Source organism: Ruegeria sp. AM1 (assembly GCF_056540745.1).
The window spans coordinates 128,033-145,410 of sequence record NZ_JBQFXH010000004.1 but is presented as its reverse complement, the minus strand read 5'-3'; the positions used below and the strand labels follow the sequence as shown (position 1 = coordinate 145,410).

Annotated in this window: 14 protein-coding genes; 7 read left to right on the top strand and 7 right to left on the bottom strand. The window is 57.2% G+C overall.

Going from position 1 to position 17,378, the window contains the following annotated elements; translation table 11 throughout:
- Positions 1-22 precede the first annotated feature (22 nt).
- The 7 genes from rfbG to ACR0I7_RS12270 all read right to left on the bottom strand — a co-directional run bounded on the left by rfbG (position 23) and on the right by ACR0I7_RS12270 (position 8,947).
- The gene (rfbG, locus tag ACR0I7_RS12300) at positions 23-1,150 is read right to left on the bottom strand and encodes a CDP-glucose 4,6-dehydratase (RefSeq protein WP_480511406.1); all 1,128 of its coding nucleotides are present in this window, start codon (positions 1,148-1,150) and stop codon (positions 23-25) included.
- 7 nt (positions 1,151-1,157) lie between these two features.
- A complete protein-coding gene (gene rfbF / locus ACR0I7_RS12295; protein WP_480511405.1) occupies positions 1,158-1,967 on the bottom strand; it encodes a glucose-1-phosphate cytidylyltransferase in 810 nt (269 codons plus the stop codon).
- Between the two features lie 106 nt (positions 1,968-2,073).
- Positions 2,074-3,705: a hypothetical protein gene (locus ACR0I7_RS12290; protein WP_480511403.1), complete on the bottom strand. Its 1,632-nt coding sequence runs from the start codon at positions 3,703-3,705 to the stop codon at positions 2,074-2,076.
- Positions 3,705-4,124 (bottom strand): GtrA family protein, encoded by a 420-nt coding sequence (locus tag ACR0I7_RS12285; RefSeq protein WP_480511401.1) that lies wholly within the window; start codon positions 4,122-4,124, stop codon positions 3,705-3,707. The genes ACR0I7_RS12290 and ACR0I7_RS12285 overlap by 1 nt, the downstream gene beginning before the upstream one ends.
- 89 nt (positions 4,125-4,213) lie before the next feature.
- Complete coding sequence (locus ACR0I7_RS12280; protein WP_480511399.1) at positions 4,214-6,328, bottom strand: polysaccharide biosynthesis protein; 2,115 nt, start codon at positions 6,326-6,328, stop codon at positions 4,214-4,216.
- Between the two features lie 481 nt (positions 6,329-6,809).
- A complete protein-coding gene (locus ACR0I7_RS12275) occupies positions 6,810-7,670 on the bottom strand; it encodes a sulfotransferase family protein (protein ID WP_480511397.1) in 861 nt (286 codons plus the stop codon).
- A 68-nt stretch (positions 7,671-7,738) separates the two neighbouring features.
- Positions 7,739-8,947 (bottom strand): polysaccharide biosynthesis/export family protein, encoded by a 1,209-nt coding sequence (locus ACR0I7_RS12270; RefSeq protein WP_480511395.1) that lies wholly within the window; start codon positions 8,945-8,947, stop codon positions 7,739-7,741.
- Positions 8,948-9,616: 669 nt separating this feature from the next.
- Between ACR0I7_RS12270 and ACR0I7_RS12265 the strand changes: the two genes are divergently transcribed.
- The 7 genes from ACR0I7_RS12265 to ACR0I7_RS12235 all read left to right on the top strand — a co-directional run bounded on the left by ACR0I7_RS12265 (position 9,617) and on the right by ACR0I7_RS12235 (position 17,377).
- The gene (locus ACR0I7_RS12265; protein WP_480511393.1) at positions 9,617-10,243 is read left to right on the top strand and encodes a sugar transferase; all 627 of its coding nucleotides are present in this window, start codon (positions 9,617-9,619) and stop codon (positions 10,241-10,243) included.
- On the top strand, positions 10,240-11,154 hold the full coding sequence (locus ACR0I7_RS12260) for a methionyl-tRNA formyltransferase (protein WP_480511391.1): 915 nt from the start codon (positions 10,240-10,242) through the stop codon (positions 11,152-11,154). The genes ACR0I7_RS12265 and ACR0I7_RS12260 overlap by 4 nt, the downstream gene beginning before the upstream one ends.
- Positions 11,151-11,846 (top strand): PIG-L deacetylase family protein, encoded by a 696-nt coding sequence (locus tag ACR0I7_RS12255; RefSeq protein WP_480511389.1) that lies wholly within the window; start codon positions 11,151-11,153, stop codon positions 11,844-11,846. The genes ACR0I7_RS12260 and ACR0I7_RS12255 overlap by 4 nt, the downstream gene beginning before the upstream one ends.
- A gap of 13 nt (positions 11,847-11,859) precedes the next feature.
- Positions 11,860-13,041: a DegT/DnrJ/EryC1/StrS family aminotransferase gene (locus ACR0I7_RS12250; RefSeq protein ID WP_480511387.1), complete on the top strand. Its 1,182-nt coding sequence runs from the start codon at positions 11,860-11,862 to the stop codon at positions 13,039-13,041.
- 12 nt (positions 13,042-13,053) lie between these two features.
- Positions 13,054-14,175 carry a glycosyltransferase gene (locus ACR0I7_RS12245; RefSeq protein ID WP_480511385.1) on the top strand — a complete coding sequence of 374 codons (1,122 nt, stop codon included), beginning with the start codon at positions 13,054-13,056 and terminating at the stop codon, positions 14,173-14,175.
- A 12-nt stretch (positions 14,176-14,187) separates the two neighbouring features.
- A complete protein-coding gene (gene asnB / locus ACR0I7_RS12240; protein ID WP_480511383.1) occupies positions 14,188-16,137 on the top strand; it encodes an asparagine synthase (glutamine-hydrolyzing) in 1,950 nt (649 codons plus the stop codon).
- Between the two features lie 178 nt (positions 16,138-16,315).
- Entirely contained in the window at positions 16,316-17,377 is a 1,062-nt protein-coding gene (locus tag ACR0I7_RS12235; RefSeq protein ID WP_480511381.1) for an SGNH/GDSL hydrolase family protein, read from the top strand.
- The last annotated feature ends 1 nt before the right edge of the window (position 17,378 follow it).

The window sequence follows — 17,378 nt, the reverse complement described above, 5'->3', positions numbered from 1 at the left end:
AATCATCTCCTAAAATACTGTTCTATTGAGCCGCAACCGAGCGGTTGCTGAACCCGTTTGACGACATCAGATTTTCATAGCCGCCGATCTGCGTAATCGTCGTACGCAGCATATCTGCGGAGGCGGCATAGGCCTTGTGCCAGTCCGCCGTAAGATCAATGGCCGACTGCAAATCCAGGCGCGGGCGCCAGCCCAATTGCGTCTGTGCCTTGGTGCTGTCCAGCCGAAGCACGCCGGCCTCGTGCGGGGCGTCTGCCTGACTTTCTGGAAAGCTGAAAACCGGGGCAGCGGCCCCCCAGGCACGCTGGATCATATCCGCCAGCTGGCGCACATCGACCGTACTCGAGATATCAGGACCAAAATTCCAGGCCCCGGCAAATTCAGGCCCCTGGTTCAACATCTTTTCCGCCACTTGCAGATATCCGGAAATCGGCTCCAGGACGTGCTGCCAGGGCCGAATGCTGGCCGGATTGCGAATAACAACCGGTTCGTTCTGTTCCCAAGCTCGAATAATGTCGGGTACAAGGCGATCCTCGCTCCAGTCACCGCCCCCAAAGACGTTGCCTGCGCGCACCGTTGCCAGCTGCGGGCCGTTTGGATCTGCAAAGAATGAATGCGCATAGGATTGCGCCACCAGCTCAGTCGCGCCTTTCGAGGCGCTATAGGGGTCCTTGCCCCCCATCGGATCGTTTTCGCGATATCCCCACAACCATTCGCGATTGTCGTAGCATTTGTCGCTGGTGATCACGACCACAGCCTTGAGCGACGGCATATGCCGGGCCGCCTCCAGAACGTGAACGGTGCCCTGAACATTGGTTGCAAAAGTCTCTGCCGGTTTGCGATAGGATTTTCGCACCAGAGGCTGCGCGGCCATGTGGAAAATGACCTCGGCATCCACGCCCTGCAAGGTTTCCATCAGCGCCGCCTGATCCCTGATGTCGGCAAAACGGCTGTCGGTCACCTGATCCAGGCGACAGGCCGCATAGAGCGATGCACCCGGCTCCGGTGGCAGCGACAGGCCGGTAACCTGCGCACCAAGCTGGTGCAGCCAAACCGACATCCAGCCGCCCTTAAAGCCGCTATGCCCCGTCACAAGGACGCGGCGGCCATGGAAACAGCCGCCGAACATCTGATCCGAATGATCAGTCATATGCGCCTCAGATCGCTATGGCCGGATACTCGGCAGACGGTTTGTCGCCGAACTGCAGCCAGGGTGGCGTACCCTCCTCGCACAGCGCGTTCAGAGCGTTGCGATCCCGGATCGTATCCATTGGATGCCAGAACCCATCGTGGCGAAACGCCATAAGCTCTCCGTCCCGCGCCATCTGGCTCAGCGGAGATTGTTCCAAAGGCTCCATATCGTCGACCATATAGTCCATGACGCCCGGCTCAAAAACAAAGAAACCGCCATTGATCCAGGTTTCACGCCGGCGCACCTTTTCGGTGAACGCGTCAACACGGTCGCCTTTGAGCTCGATATTGCCGAATCGCGCCGGTGGCTGAACCGCCGTAACGGTCGCAAGCTTGCCGTGAGACTTGTGAAAATCGATCAGGGCGTTGATGTCGATATTGCCGACCCCGTCCGAGTAGGTACACATAAATGTCTCACCCGGATTCAGCCATTCCTTCAACCGACGGATACGGCCGCTGGTCATTGTATGAGCCCCCGTATCGACAACCGACACGTTCCAGCCGCCGGGCGCAGACGGCACCAGTTTCAGCTCACCCGTATCCAGCGAAACAGAAATATTGTTCGCAATCAGGTGGTAGTTTGCAAAAAATTGCTTCAACAACAGTGCTTTATATCCCGCGGCAACAACAAAATCGCGATGGCCAAAGTGGCTATAGATATCCATGACCCGCGCGATAATCGGTCGACCGCCTACCTCGACCATGGGTTTCGGGATCGAGACCGTTTCTTCGGCCAACCGTGATCCCAGGCCTCCAGCCAATAGTACCGTTTTCATTCGTGCCACTCCCTCAAAAAAACCTAATAATCAAATCTGCACGTGTGCGCTGGTGAAACTCATGTCCGTTCTATGTGAGCGAACAAGTGAAGGCGACCGGACATGATCAATCTGCCTCACCTGCTGTCTTCAAGTATATCACACCCTTGCCGTAACGGTTATCTAACCCTGTTTTTGTGACTGGAAGGTATCCGTTTGTTTCCGCATAGCGTAACAATGGCTCTTCCAGCGTCGGATCATATCCCAAAAGGAAAGCCGCAGGCGGGTTGGAATCAAACAGAGCGGTTAAACCGGCCGTGTCCGTCATTGTATAGCTCTTGGCTAACTCAGGGTTTGTGTGATCAGCGATGCGGAAGGCAAACGGGCCGGTCGCAAGCTCGGCATAGACCGGCAAATGTGCTTCCAGCGGGTAGATCGGCATCAATGTGGCGACGGGGCCGTCGGGATTGGTGCTGTCCGCGACAGTCTCACGCAAGACCTGCCCGCCTTGTGCGATGCGGGCCGTGGTAAAGCCCGACGGGTTCGACAAAGACGCCAGCCCCGGCGCAAGCCGTGGCGCGCCCAAGACGAAGAAAATCACTAACCCTGCCGCAAGCAGAGGCGCCACCTGCCCGTGAACCTGCGCGGGCAGCGCCCGATAGATCAGCGCGGCAAGCAGCGGCAGCACGATCAGAGGCTGGATGAAGTATTGCGGAAAGCCCGGCGTCGGAACAAAGCTGAAGGCCGCAGCAACACCCATCACCACGATAGCGAGCAAAATCTGAGAAACCGCGAGATCAGCGCGGCGCACTTTTCCAAGAGTCAGCATGGCCAGATAAGCAAGCACCATGACTCCAATCAGCGCGGCACCTGAGAACCACGCGCTGTAGGCCAGAAGGATTTTCCCGCCAAGCCCCAGCGCCAGACCCGGTTCACTGGCCGCATTGGCTTGCCAATAGGCGACATGTGGCCCCGTGTGAAAGCTCACGACATGCGCCCAGAACCCGCCGGGATCGGCCAAAAGATACATAAATAAGGGCAAAGCCCCCAGCAAACCGCCCAATAGGGTCGGCAGCGTTACGACTTTGAGACGCTTGGGCAAGCGCAAATGCACGGGCATCAGCACCGCTGCAATCGCAACGGGTGGAATGAACATGGCAGCGCTGACCTTCATGCCTGCAGCAACCGACAGCAACACCCCAACGATCACAAAGATCACCGGCCGCGGTGCGTCACGCTGTGTTTCCACCATGAACAGACCGATTGCCCAGACAAGAAACGACAGTGGTAGCAGGTTGTTGCTGGCGGCCATGCCAGCCTGCGACAGCAACGTCTCGTTGACGGCCAGTCCGACAACAAAGAAGACCGCCAGCAAAGATGAACGAGACAGCCGGTAGGTGGCCCAACCCACACCCGACGCCATCAGCAACCAAGCGAAGAATACCCCGATCCGGGCAGAGGCCAGCAGACCTTCGGAACCCAGGGCAAGATAGAAGGCGCGGAAATACCAGGCCGAATCCGGCACGTGATTATAGAAGAAGTCGCCATAGAGGCCCCAATAGCCCAGCAACTCTGCGGGCGGCACAAACATCAACTCGTCACGCCGCAGACCAAAGCTCATGATGCGCCCGAACACTGCTGCGAACACCACAATCAATGCTACGACAGCGACAAGTCGCAACAACAGCGTTCCGCTTTTGGAATGAACATCGGGCATCAGCGCACCTACCCCTTCGATCTGATCGGCTTGGGCAGTCATCAGGATACCGTATCAAGCTCGGCGCGCAACGCGCTTGAAATCAGCAGATAGGACAGCGCGACAGTGGGCATCAGGGCTATTGCCTGCGCGACATAGGCGCCCAGACCCAAGCCCAGCAGCACCCAAAGCAACGCGGCATTGAACAGATAGATCACCACGTAAGATGCGGCATATTGGGGAAGTCTGTCGTAGCCCTGAACAGAAAACACATAACGCGCATGCACGTTGTAGTTCCACAAAACGCCGAGGATGAACTGGAGGATCAGCGCAATCTGAGGGTGGGTTCCAAACATAACCAGCACCGCAAAGACCGAATAACCGAACAAGGTATTCACAACACCGGCGCCGAGAAACCGAACGATCCGGTCTCCGTGTTGTCGGAGCAGATTCATTGCACCAAGCTGACGTGAGTCTAACATATCAAACACGCTCCTGAGAGCCGAAAACACTCGTAACATTTACACAGCCCGGGGATAATCCCCGAGCTTAATCAATTCAAACTATTAACCTAGCGACCAGCGCTGATGGTTTCCAAACCGTTTGCTTTGCTGAAGCCTCCAACAAGGCTTTCGGTAGGAACCGGCTTGATATGCGGAACGCTCGGGCGAGCGGTCAGTTCCTTGGCGTCGATCGGACGCAGACCATTCGCTCCATATCCTGGCACCAGATCTTTCAGCAGTTTCTTCACGCCCAGATCGTTTCCGTCATGCGCAGATTGTTCCAGCTTGAGGATCATCGCGCGCAACCGCGCAGCGGATACACCTTCCGGGATGGCGGAGGCGACCCCGGGAATACCGCTCTCGCGATGATCTTCGGTGACATCGAACAGCTCTTCAAAGAGTTTCTCACCCTGACGAATACCGATGAATTTAATGTCCACATCTTCATAGGGCACCAGACCAGCCAGACGGATCATCCGCTCGGCCAGATCAACGATTTTGACCGGGCGGCCCATGTCGAGAACAAAAATCTCACCATGGCTGTTTTCCAGGTTAAGACCCTTGGCCGCCGCAACCAGCGTCAGTTGAACGGCTTCACGAATGGTCATGAAGTAGCGTTCCATCTTCGGGTCGGTCACTGTCAGCGGTCCGCCCTCAGAGATCTGACGCTGGAACAGCGGGATCAGAGAGCCCGACGACCCCAGAACATTGCCGAACCGTACCGAGAAGAAACGGGTCTCTTCATCGGTTTCATTGGTCACACGGTCCTGCGCCTGAACATAGAATTCGGCAACGCGTTTGGTCGCGCCCATGACGCTGGTGCTGTTGACGGCCTTGTCGGTCGAAACCTGCACCATCGCGATCGCGCCCACATTGCGGGCCGCATCCGCGACGTTGCGCGTGCCGATGACATTGGTCAGGACGCCCTCGCATGGGTTCAGCTCGACCATCGGCACATGTTTAAGCGCCGCGGCATTAAAGACCAGCTCGGGACGATGGCGTTCGAAAATCGAGTTCACTCGGCCCGCATTGCGGATGTCGGCGACATAGATACGGCGCGCGACGTCCGGGAAGTTCTGGCTGAGATCCATATCAATCGAATAAGCGTTGAACTCGGTGTTTTCGATCATCACGATCTCAGCCGGTTCGAAGGATGCGATCTGACGCGTCAGTTCGCTGCCGATCGAGCCACCGGCACCGGTGATCAGGATACGACGGCCCTTGAACATTTCGCGCAGCATCGAGCGTTCAACCGCTTTCTGCGGGCGATCCAGAATATCCTCGGGGTTAACCGTGCGGATACCGTTGTTTTCGGTTCCCAGCTCTTCCAGACCGGTCAGACGGGACACGGTGATGCTGTTCGCCTCTGCCCAGCGGGTCAGCTTGCGGATGCCATCACTTTCGAAATGGGTCACCGGCTCGGTCAGCAGCACGCGCTGGGGCAGCTCGTCGTAATATTTCAGACGTTCGATCACAACATCCGCATCCAGAAGCGACCCGATGATCTTAACGTCATGGAAATACAGACCCTGCGTATTGCGTGCATCGTCAATGATGCCGACGGGCTGATACTTGGATTCGGTATTGCGAAGCGACCGGACAAACAGGTCACAGCTTGCGCCCGTACCCACCAGAATGACAGGAATCTTGCCGTCAGCTTCGGCTGCTTTGGGCTGCACCTTGCGGGTCAATTCGGTGCTGCGCGCCAGCACGCGCAGAGTTCCGAATGCGGGCACAACCAACAGGAACTGGATGAAATAGACAGCCAGTGGAATCTGCGCCGTAACCTGGAAAGCTGATCCCACCAGGGCCAGAACACCAACTGAAAGAGCCGATGCGCGCACAATAAGCGTCACGTCACGTAGCGAAGTCGAGCGCGTATGGCGCTTGTAGATCCCCGACAGCGGCAGAACAGCCAGCGCCACAAAGCAGGACATGAACACAAGCGGCAGAAGCGCAGAACCGAACTGCGCGGGCAAAGCACCGCCATTGGCTAAAACCACCGCCATGAGAACCGCGATCGCGGAAGCAGCAATGTCGCCGATCACAAGTCGACGGTTCGCACTCAGCTCAGCCAGTTTTTGTGAAAGCTTTGATCTGACGTCTCCGAACAAACGCTCGGCCTCAATCAGATTCTCTTTTTCAAGTCCACTTTTGAGCTTAACCAACTCTTGCTCGTACATACTCACAACTCCGGCGTAAATTGCCCCAAACACTCGACTAAATCAGCTGGCGGAAACGCATCCGACCAAGCTTACAAAAGCCAAAACACCACATCGACACAGGCTGTGCCGACCATTGACTGATTTCGTTTTAAAGACCCCCTGCGGCTCAGGTGCTTTACAAAACAGGCACCAAAAACCAAGACCCCTTTCTCACTCGTACACACACCAAATCAAAATCATGGACACGGCCCACTCTGCGGCCAACATCCGTTAATATCTGTTAACTTTATCACACGACCTGAGGGATAAGAAACTATTTTTCACCCTCCGGACACCGTTCCGACAAAGAAATGCCTCTTTTTATGACCGCATACACGCGGAAGGTGCAGAATTGAATCGCGAGACACCAAGACTCTTTATCCACAAGGTAAACCCAGTCGCCGAAACACTGTTTTTGTTTCCCCGGCGGAAACAGGAGCTACTGAACGGCATCTGGAACTCAACCGATTCGTTCCGCGCGCCTTTCATTTGCCTCAACAGTCCACAGCTTGCTAATCGCCGGATCGATGCGTTGTAGCTGCTCGACGTCGGGCGCGTAGAATGCCATCATCTTACGCACCAGATCACCTGGCAAAGCAGGATATTCGACCTTTTTGGCCACGGCATTGCGCAAAGATCGCACGGGCCATGTGTGGCGCACTGGATCCAGCACCGACCGCATCGGTGTCAGAACACGGCGCAGCGGCAATGGCACCATTGGCGTGTTCTTATCCTTCACCCTGCTGCGAACCGGTGGCTGCAGCTGGTGGTCGAGCCCAAGGTGCCTCCGGATTTTTTCCAGATTGGACTTAGGATCACTGCGAACGTCTTCGTAAGCCAACAGCTGAATCTGCTCAGCCGGGAAGAGATCATAAAATCTGTTGAGATGATGTGCATAGCGCCCGTCGGACAAAAATCGTTGATCGGCTGCGCGCGCGGGATCGAGATATTCTTGGATATCTGCCGTGACCTCTCCGCGACGGAAAAGCATACAGTAATCCGAATAGGCCCGTTTGACCGGGTCGCGCATCTGAAGAATAAGCCGCGCGTCAGGATAGTGGTCCCGGATACGCTGCGCCGCCTCTGGAACCGTCAGGTAGGAGTTCGACTTTTCACCAATGAGCGACGCATCTGCATCGACGTGAAACTGTTCGTGGTACCAGCCAATCCCTCTTTCATATTCGCGGGAGAAGAAATGCAGTTCTGGATCCGGCATATAAATGCCCCGGGTGCGCATAAGAGATTGCTGCAACCAGGTGGTCGCGCATTTCGCAGCACCAATAATCAGAAAATCAACCGCGCGGTTGGAAGGTAAGGGCATAACAAAACTCGTAACTAAGAAACGTCTGCAGTCGTCAATCTTAAACCGGGGCCACCATGCCCCACATGTCAGTTAGATGTTAAAACAATCGATCTGACAACCTCGACCGTGTCACCGGGCATCAATTTGTCGGAGCCTTTGAACCGCTGTGTCCGGCCATCCTCGCCGCGTGTCACGACAAACTCGATCACCGTTTCGCTACCGATATCTTCATCGCTCAGCAACCCTGCAGCAGCCAGTTCGGCGTGCAACCCCTGAGCGGTCGTCAGGCGCGTTTTCAGCACGGCCAGTTCGCTCTCGACCTGATTCAGCTGAATCAGCGAGGCTGATCGGGCATTGTCATCGAGTTCCAGCTCATCCCGCTCTGCACGGTTCAGCTCCTGCCGAGCGGTCATCAGCGCGATTTCCTGATCGAGTCGCTTGGTTTCCAGATCGTTGAGCATATTGGTCATGGTCGTGACCCGATTTGAAACCGTCAGACCTTTTTCTTTGAGAGCTGTCAGGTTCTGCAGCTCGCGGCTTACGTTCTCGATCTGGGCGTTGCGCAGTTCAAGTTGAATCGTCAGGCTGGAAATCTGTTCTTTCAGCATGTTCTGCAGGTCGCGAATGCGATCCCCCAGCCCCTGGCGCGCGTTCAGCGTCGCCGAGAGGATTTCACCTTCCAACCCCTCAGGCGCGGCAGAGGTTTCGCTACTGCTTTCGGATTGCTCCAGACTGGCTAGATCGGCCAGCAGGCGCCGCTTTTCGTGTTCCAGCTCTTCGATCTGCGTAGTCAGCAGACGAATCTCGCCGCCCATTCTGAGAATTTGAAAGTCATTGCTGGAGGCGATCTGAACCGGCGGTCTGAGCGGGCCGCCTGCCAGTGCCAGTAACTGCTGTGCAGTCATACCGGCGTGATAACTATAGGCACCCGGTGACGCCACATCGCCCAGAGCATAGACCGAAAGATGGCCTATAACTTCAAGCGCGATCTTGGGAGGTTCCACCATACCGATCTGACGACGCAGCTTGAGCTCAAGCGTTTCCGCGAGCTCGGCACTTGTTTTGCCTTCGGCCACCACTTCTCCGACCAGCGGGATCATCAGTGTGCCGTCACGCGCCACGGTATATTCGCCAGACAGCCCGTCCCAGCGAAGATAGGATGACGAGTTCAAATCCCAGCGCATGGCGCGCAGCGAGATCTTGTCCTGATGATGCAAACGATAACTCTCGGCTGACACGACGGTTGCCGCCAGCATAAGGCACAAGGCCACATAGATTGTTCTGAAACAGTTCATCAGAACTCACTCTCCCAATTCACTCATCAACATACAGGCCATGACATTAGTGCATCACAGCCAACGAACTCAAATCACATTTAGCACAGGGCCGGATCACAACTAGGGGTCCAGCCCAATCAATTTAGCGCGAACAGCCCGCGTTAAGACCGGCAGGCTACAGAAAGAATAGCTGTTGCTGCGTGCCAAGACAAGCGAGTCGCCGGGCGCAGACACGCCTCATACTTGCAATCCCGTTGCGCGACTGTTGGAGTCAGGGGCCGTTCCACCCGCCTGCTATACAGGCAATGGGCGCATCTTGTGGCCAGAGCTGTGGCATTTAAAGGACGCCGCGCATCCGACGCCTTGATATGCAGACCAAGCAAGCCCTCACCCGCGTTGTATCTGCCAGCGCAACAATCAGAAAAGGATGGCGGAATCGTCGCCGTAGACCTCTCATATTCTCGATCTCCCCATCCGATAACAAACGTAATTCACACGAATCGAGATTTGCGGTCGGGAATTCTTGCAAATCCAGACGAGTTCGAACAAATTGATCCCGATATTCTCTGCCAGCCGGGGCATGCGCCTGCAGGTTGGGCAAAGTTTTTTCGATGCGCATTAGCGCCGGTTGTAGTTGTTGTGTTTATATTGTGTCGCGGGAAACCGTGAATTGGGTTGGATCACACCGTGAACAGGTTTCTTGAAATCCTGATATGTCTGGTACTGGGCTTGCTGACGCTGCCCCTGTTCCTGATTGGCTGCGTTATCATTTTCACCTCGGTTGGTCGGCCTTTGATGTTCTCGCAAACCCGCGCTGGTCGACATAAACAGGATTTCCGCCTGTTCAAATTGCGCAGCATGAAAGACACGCGTGACGAACAAGGCAATTTGCTGCCCGATTCTGCACGCCAAACCCGCGCCACTGCGCTGATCCGGCGGTTGCGCATCGATGAATTGCCGCAGCTTATTCTGGTGTTGCAGTATAAAATGGCGTTGGTCGGACCTCGCCCCTTGCTGCCAGCGACGATCGAGGGTTTTGGACCTGCCGGACAATATAGATGTTCCGTGCGGCCGGGATTGACCGGCTGGGCACAGGTCAGCGGCAACACCAATCTCAGCGATACTGAGAAGCTGCATCTTGATCTGTGGTACGTTGCGCATCGCTCGCTCAAGTTGGATTTCCAGATTTTGAGCGAAACCCTTGGCGTCGCCATACGCGGCGAGCGCAGGCATACCGACCGCATTGAAGCCGCGACCAAATGGCTTGAGGAAAGCGGGTCTCACACTTTCAACCTTCAGGAGATGCCCGCGTGAAGATCGTTTTTGTTGGCGCTGTCGAATCCTCTTTGGGTGCTTTGGTCTCCATTTGCGCGGCGGGTCATCCGCCCGATCTGGTTGTCACCGTGCCGCCGCATCTGGGCTCGCGCCATTCCGACTATGTTGATCTGTCGCCGGTTGCGCAGAAATATGGCGTGCCGGTGATCTTTACCGAAAAAACCAATTCACCCGAAACGATCGAGCAAATCGCGCGCTATGAACCCGATGTGATTCTGGTCATCGGATGGTCGCAGATCTGCGGCCCGGAATTCCGCGCCATCGCGCGGATCGGCTGCATCGGGTTTCACCCCTCTGCCCTGCCCAAGTTGCGTGGACGCGGTGTGATCCCGTGGTCTATTCTGATGCAGGAAAGTAGCGTGGGATCCTCGCTGTTCTGGCTGGGCGAAGGGGCTGATGACGGGCCGATTGCCGCGCAGGCGCGATACGCCGTCGACCCGGAAACCGTCACTGCCCGCGAGCTGTATGACAGAGCGCTGCGCGCGGTCTCTGGTCTGTTGCCACCGCTGTTGAAGCAGATCGCAGAGGGCGACATCCCGGCAGAGCCGCAGGTCACAACGGGCGTAAGCCTGTGCGCAAGGCGCCGTCCTGAGGATGGTTTGATCGACTGGTCCCGTCCTGCAGCTGAAATCCACCGCCTGATCCGCGCCTCTGGACCACCCTATCCCGGCGCCTATTCCTTTGATCCCAAAGGGCAGCATATTGCGATGACAGCCGTCAGATATACCGAGCCCGAAGGATATTACATCGGCTTGCCCGGTCAGATTCAGGCCATTACCGATCAGGGTTTCACCGTTGCCTGCGGCGACGGGCGCTGCATCGATATTCTTGAATGGTCAGGGGCCGATGCGCCCCCGGCCCTGCATTCGAAACTAAGGAATACTCCATGATCGCTTCCGATCTTCTGAACGCAGGACAGGGTTCTGTCCTTGTTGTTGCTCCCCACCCCGATGATGAGGTTCTGGGCGTCGGCGGCACGATCGCCCGTCTGGCCGATGCCGGGCGAGAGGTGCATGTGGTTGTCGTTACACGCGGTGCGCCGCCTAAATTTCCGCTGGAACAGGTGCAGCGCATTGCGGCCGAGGCCCAAAAGGCCCACGATCTGCTGGGCGTGAAAGAAACCCATTGGCTGGAGTTCCCGGCAGCTGAATTGCCTGAACTTCCACATTCGGCCCTGAACGCAGGTCTTGGCAAACTGGTGACCGAGCTGGCGCCCGAGCTGATCTTTGCGCCCCATCCCGGTGACATTCATCTGGACCATCAGTTGAGCTTTCTGTCGACGCTGGTGGCCAGCAGGCCGCATCAGCACGATTATCCGGCGACAATTGCGGCCTATGAGACGTTGTCCGAAACCAATTGGAACGCGCCTTATCTGACGCCACCTTTTGTGCCCAATGTCTTTGTCGACATCTCGGACACGCTTGACCGCAAGCTGGCCGCTTTCGCCGAGTTTGCAAGTCAGGTGAAACCCGCCCCGCATGAACGCTCCGTCGAAAGCCTGCGGGCGTTGGCGACACTGCGCGGGGCAACCGTACACCGTCCGGCCGCCGAAGGCTTTGTGCTGGTCAGATCGGTCATCTAGCAGGAGAAACACGATGCAGATGTGGCCCGTTTACGATCAGGAACAGATTGATGCCGTCGCGCAGGTACTGGCCTCGGGCAAAGTAAACGCCTGGACCGGACCGGATGTGTGCGCGTTCGAAGATGAATACCGCGCCTATGCCGGTGCCGCGCATGCCATTGCCATTGCCAACGGCACGCTGACATTGGATGCCACGCTGCACGGGCTTGATTTGCAGCCGGGCGACGAGGTCATCGTTACGCCGCGCAGCTTTGTCGCCTCGGCCAGTTCGGTTATGCTGTTTGGCGCTGTCCCCGTCTTTGCCGATGTGGACCGCGACACGCAGAACATCACGCCGGAAACTGTTGCGCCGCTGATCACCGAGCGGACCAAGGGCATCATTCCCGTACATCTGGGCGGCTGGCCCTGCGACATGGCCGGAATCATGGATCTGGCGCAGGCGCACGATCTGTGGGTGATCGAAGATTGCGCTCAGGCTCACGGGGCCATGATCGGCGATGCCCATGTCGGTACGTTGGGCACCATCGGGTCGTTTTCCTTCTGTCAGGACAAGATCATGACAACCGGCGGTGAAGGCGGCATGCTGTTGACCAATGATCACGATCTCTGGTCGCGCATCTGGAGCTATAAGGACCATGGCAAGGGTTATGACACGGTTTTTAACACCCCTGCCCCACCCGGATTTCGCTGGCTGCATGATTCAGGCCCGGGCACCAATCTGCGGCTGAACGGAATGGCGGCGGCCCTGGGGCGCGTCCAATTGCGCCGGCTGGACGCATGGCGCGATCATCGCACAACCAATGCCCGCCTGCTGCATGAGGCATTATCGACCTGCCGCGCCTATCGCGTGCCGATGCCCGGTGATGACATCACCCATGCCTATTACCGCTTCTATGCATTTGTTCGCCCCGAAGCGCTGGCCTCCGATTGGACCCGGGATCGGATTGTCGCCGAAATCACGGCGGCAGGTTTTCCGGCCTTTTCCGGCAGCTGCTCGGAAATCTATCGCGAGCAGACCTTTCAGAAACGCGGGCTTGGGCCGGAAAAACCGCTGCCCGTCGCGCAAGAGCTGGGGGACACAAGCCTCGCCTTTCTGGTTGATCCCGCGCGATCCCATGAAGAGGTAGCACAGCTTTGCCAGGTCATCGTTGATATTGGCAATCGGGCTTTGGTTCCCCAGATGGCTGGCCAGTAGCGAGGTGCGCCGATGATCCTGCACGTAACAACTGATTTTTCGGGACAGGGCGGCGCTCAGGCGATGCTTGCGCGTTTGCTGTCCAACGCGCAGGAAAAAGCCGTTGTTGTCGCCCTGACCGAGGTATCCGACCGCTGCCGCGACATGGCGAATAATGACCGGGTTGAATACATCTCGCTGCACGCGCAATCGCCGCTGGCGCTGCCGCGGGCGATCTGGACGATCCGGCGACTGATCCAGAAACATAAGCCCGATGTTGTGCTGTGCTGGATGTACCACGCCATGGTTGTGGGGCTGATTGCGGACAAGCTGACATCGCTACGCCCCCCCGTTGTCTGGACGGTACGGCAGGCGCTGGATGACCCATCGTCTTTCACGCGCAGCGCACGGGCTGCAGTCAGCCTGTCAAAATCACTGTCCCGGCTCAGCGACGGTATCATTTACAACTCGACCCGCGCGCAGGTGCAGCACCAGAAATACGGTTACGCGGACGCGCAGTCCGCTGTGATCCCCAACGGTTTCATCATTCCCGACACTGCGCAGCCACGTACCGGGCCCGCCCGCATTTTCGGCGTTGCGGCGCGATTTCACGCGCAGAAGGATTTTCCGACCTTCTTTCAGGCCTTTGCCCAGGCGCGCCGCGCGGTCCCTGATCTGCGGGCGGTGCTGGCCGGGGATGGCGTGACTTCGGACAACCCTGAGATCCGAAACCTGCTGGCGGCCAATGACTTGCCTTCCGACTGTGTCGAGCTGTGCGGCGATCTGAGCGATATGTCGGCCTTTTATAACCGTATCGACGCGCTGGCTCTGTCCTCCAGAACCGAAGGGTTCCCCAATGTCATCGCCGAAGCGATGAGCTATGGCAGGCCCGTTGTCACGACGGATGTCGGCGATTCAGCACTGATCGTCGGCGACAATGGCTATGTCGTGCCCATGCGCGACCCCGCCGCGCTGGCGCAGGCCATGATCAAGGCGGCCAGCTGGCCGGTCGAGACATTTCAAGCCAAAAGCGCTGAGGCACGGGACCGAATTGCGCAGCATTATTCTCTGTCTGCGATTGCCGAGGCCTATGACGCTGTGCTGGCCCAGGCGATTTCGCGCCATGGGCATCCTGTTGCCCTGAACGCCAGATAAAGGAAGCCCGGTATGTGTGGCATCGCAGGATTTCTTACGTTTCAGGCTGCGGCAGCAGACCAGACCCGGCACACGCTAAAGGCCATGTGCGACAGCATTCAGCATCGCGGACCCGATGCCGATGGTCTGTTTGTCGATACCGATGCGGGCGTCGCGCTGGGACACCGTCGACTGGCCATTGTCGATCTGTCCGAGACGGGCGCGCAGCCGATGACCTCACCCAGCGGCCGCTTTACCATCGTCTATAACGGCGAGATTTACGGCTTTCTCGAGTTGCGCCAACAGCTGATCGACCGCGGGGTGGCATTGCGCGGCACGTCGGACACCGAAGTCCTGCTGGCGGCAATGGATCTATGGGGCGTGCGTAAAGCGGTAGAACTGTGCCATGGCATGTTTGCATTTGCCGTCTTTGATCGGCAGAAAAACCGGGTGGTCTTTGCGCGTGATCGGCTGGGGAAAAAGCCGCTTTATATCGGTCTGAAATCGGGCAAGCTGCTGTTTGGGTCTGAACTGAAAGCCCTGCGTGCGCACCCCGATTTTGGCGCTGCCGAGGCCGACAGGCGCGCGCAGGCGCAATATATGCGCTATGGTTTTGTTCCGGCCCCGCTTTCGATCTATAAAGACGTGATCAAGCTGCCCGGCGGCACATTGCTTGAGGTTTCGCTGGACGCGCCACCAAAATCCGCCCGCGCGTTGGCAGAAGCAATCGAGAGTTTCTGGGATATTCGCCAATGCGCCGCCGACGGGCTGGAGGCACCATATGGCTCCGCGCAAGAGGCGCTCTCCGCAATCGAGGCCGAGCTTACCCGCGCGGTTCAGGACCGGATGGTTGCAGATGTCACCGTGGGCACATTCCTCTCGGGCGGCATCGACTCAACCCTGATTACCGCCCTCATGCAAGAGCTGTCGCCGACAAATGTCACCAGCTTCACGGTGCGTTTCGAGGACAAGGACCTGAACGAAGCCGATCATGCCGCCGCGATCGCCCGCTATCTGGGCACGGACCATCACGAGGTGACAGCAACTCCGCAGATGGCATTTGATCTGCTTCAGAGCCTGCCCAAAGTCTATGACGAGCCTTTTGCGGATCCATCGGCAATTCCGACCCTGCTGGTGTCGCAACTGGCGCAAAAGCAGCTCAAGGTCGTCATGTCTGGCGATGGCGGCGACGAATCCTTTGGCGGGTACGAACGCTATGCCCGGATGCTGGCCATGCAACGGCTTGCGCATAAATTACCCGGTCCGGCTGCTGCTGCGCTGGCGGCGGCTCCGGATGGTGTCAGCAAAGCGCTGTTGTCAGTTTTGCGCCCGTTCCTGCCCGGAAACTTGCGCAATCAAATCACTCCGGATCGGCTATCCAAAGTTGCTGATATCGTACGTCACCCAAATCTGCGCAGCAGATACAATTCCATGTTTAGCCTTTGGGAGCCTGCCGCAGAACTGCGAAATGAGGTGAAGGAGGATGGCGTTTATATCAGCCGCTCTCTCCCCACAGGTCTGAGCGATACGCACACCATGATGATGCTGGATTCCGGCATCTACCTGCCCGAAGGGATTCTGGTCAAAGTCGACCGCGCATCGATGTCGGTGGGGCTTGAGGTACGCGCACCGTTGCTGGATGACCGTGTCGTTGCTGCCGCATGGCGCGCCCCGGATCAGTTGCGATACGACGGTACTGTCGGCAAAGTTGCGCTGCGGCAACTTGTGGATAAACGCCTGCCCAAAGACCTCTATGACCGGCCCAAACAAGGGTTCGGAGTGCCGATGAACGATTGGCTGCGCGGTCCGCTCAAAGATGTGGCGCAAGGGGTTTTCGAAGGCAATAGTGGCCTGGGCGAGATATTCGACCAAAGCGTGTTACGCAGACGCTGGCGCGAACATCTGAACGGCAGCCGGAACTGGGGGCCGCATCTGTGGTTCGTTTTGGCGTACAGCTTTTGGCATGATGAGTGGATGACCTAACGACGATACGTTCATCTGTTGTCACACACATGCTGTGCAACTGGGATTTTGCTGCCCAAACCGGCACTGGGGTACGAGGCAGCGCATATCAGAAAGTGAGTTTCAAGTGCTCAAGAATTTCTTACTGTTCGCTCTTAGCTGCCTGATTACCCTGGCATGTGTTGAAGTGTTGCTCAGGGTGTTTGACCCTTTGAACCTGCAGCCCCACTCAAGCCAGAAAATCGCAAATGTCCCCCTGCAGCATCAAGGGGTATATTTCTGCGAGGGCGGGCCCGAACGGTTGCAGCGGCACGATACGGTCTATTCCCGTGAAAACCCCTCGCAATCTTATTTCGAGTTCCGCAACGGCATCGTCTCGTATCACAAATATAATGAACACGGCTTCCGAGGCACGACCGAACCTGCTGAGGACAAAGGGCGCGTACTTGTGTTAGGGGATTCCTTCATCCGCGGAACACTGTCGGACGAGACCGAGACCATTCCGGCGCTTTTGTCCCGCTGGTCGCAAGACGCGCATTATGTGAACCTGGGAACCGGCGGCCACGGAACGTTGCAACACGGCCTGACATATCAGGAGTTTCAGGATGTGATGCCACATGACACGGTGCTGCTGTTTGTTTTCAACAGCAACGATCTAATCGACAACATCAAGTTCCAGAAATGGCAGGATAATCCTCCACCAGCAGACCAGAAGCGGACGCTGCTGCAGCGCACCATGTCAGAGATTGCCAAGTTCCAGGTCGGCAAACTTCTGATCCGTTTCAAATCTATGATGACCAATCGCGACCTGTATCCATCTGAGCCCACCGATGTTGAAACGGCCTTGTTTATGGAATCGCTCGACACCCTCAATCAGGCCGTCGCGGACAAGGGCGCAAAGCTGGTCGTGTTCTCGCTGCCCAGCGTATCAGAGTTTGTCGGCGAAGACTTCGTGACGTTCCGCAGTGACCCAAACGGATACAGCGATGCCGTACGTGGCCTGATTGACCAATCCGCCGAAGGGCATGGGTTTGTCTGGCTTGATCTGAAGCCCGAGCTGGAGGCATTGGCGGCACAACAGAACGTGCCCGTCACAGACCTGTTCGGCCACCCGGATCACCATCTGCAGGAGATTGGCAACTATGCCGTGGCGTCCGCCGCAGCACGGTTTCTTGAGCAAAACGGTCTCGACACGTTTGAAATCGAAGACAGCTTTGTCAATCGCATGTCCTACGCACCTGATGAGGTTGCCTGTCCCTGAA

What these genes read in the sequence shown, in the direction of transcription:
- rfbG (WP_480511406.1), bottom strand. Translation starts at nt 1,150, where the DNA reads ATGACTGATCATTCGGATCAGATGTTCGGCGGCTGTTTCCATGGCCGC.
- rfbF (WP_480511405.1), bottom strand. Translation starts at nt 1,967, where the DNA reads ATGAAAACGGTACTATTGGCTGGAGGCCTGGGATCACGGTTGGCCGAA.
- ACR0I7_RS12290 (WP_480511403.1), bottom strand. Translation starts at nt 3,705, where the DNA reads ATGACTGCCCAAGCCGATCAGATCGAAGGGGTAGGTGCGCTGATGCCC.
- ACR0I7_RS12285 (WP_480511401.1), bottom strand. Translation starts at nt 4,124, where the DNA reads ATGTTAGACTCACGTCAGCTTGGTGCAATGAATCTGCTCCGACAACAC.
- ACR0I7_RS12280 (WP_480511399.1), bottom strand. Translation starts at nt 6,328, where the DNA reads ATGTACGAGCAAGAGTTGGTTAAGCTCAAAAGTGGACTTGAAAAAGAG.
- ACR0I7_RS12275 (WP_480511397.1), bottom strand. Translation starts at nt 7,670, where the DNA reads ATGCCCTTACCTTCCAACCGCGCGGTTGATTTTCTGATTATTGGTGCT.
- ACR0I7_RS12270 (WP_480511395.1), bottom strand. Translation starts at nt 8,947, where the DNA reads ATGAACTGTTTCAGAACAATCTATGTGGCCTTGTGCCTTATGCTGGCG.
- ACR0I7_RS12255 (WP_480511389.1), top strand. Translation starts at nt 11,151, where the DNA reads ATGATCGCTTCCGATCTTCTGAACGCAGGACAGGGTTCTGTCCTTGTT.
- ACR0I7_RS12250 (WP_480511387.1), top strand. Translation starts at nt 11,860, where the DNA reads ATGCAGATGTGGCCCGTTTACGATCAGGAACAGATTGATGCCGTCGCG.
- ACR0I7_RS12245 (WP_480511385.1), top strand. Translation starts at nt 13,054, where the DNA reads ATGATCCTGCACGTAACAACTGATTTTTCGGGACAGGGCGGCGCTCAG.
- asnB (WP_480511383.1), top strand. Translation starts at nt 14,188, where the DNA reads ATGTGTGGCATCGCAGGATTTCTTACGTTTCAGGCTGCGGCAGCAGAC.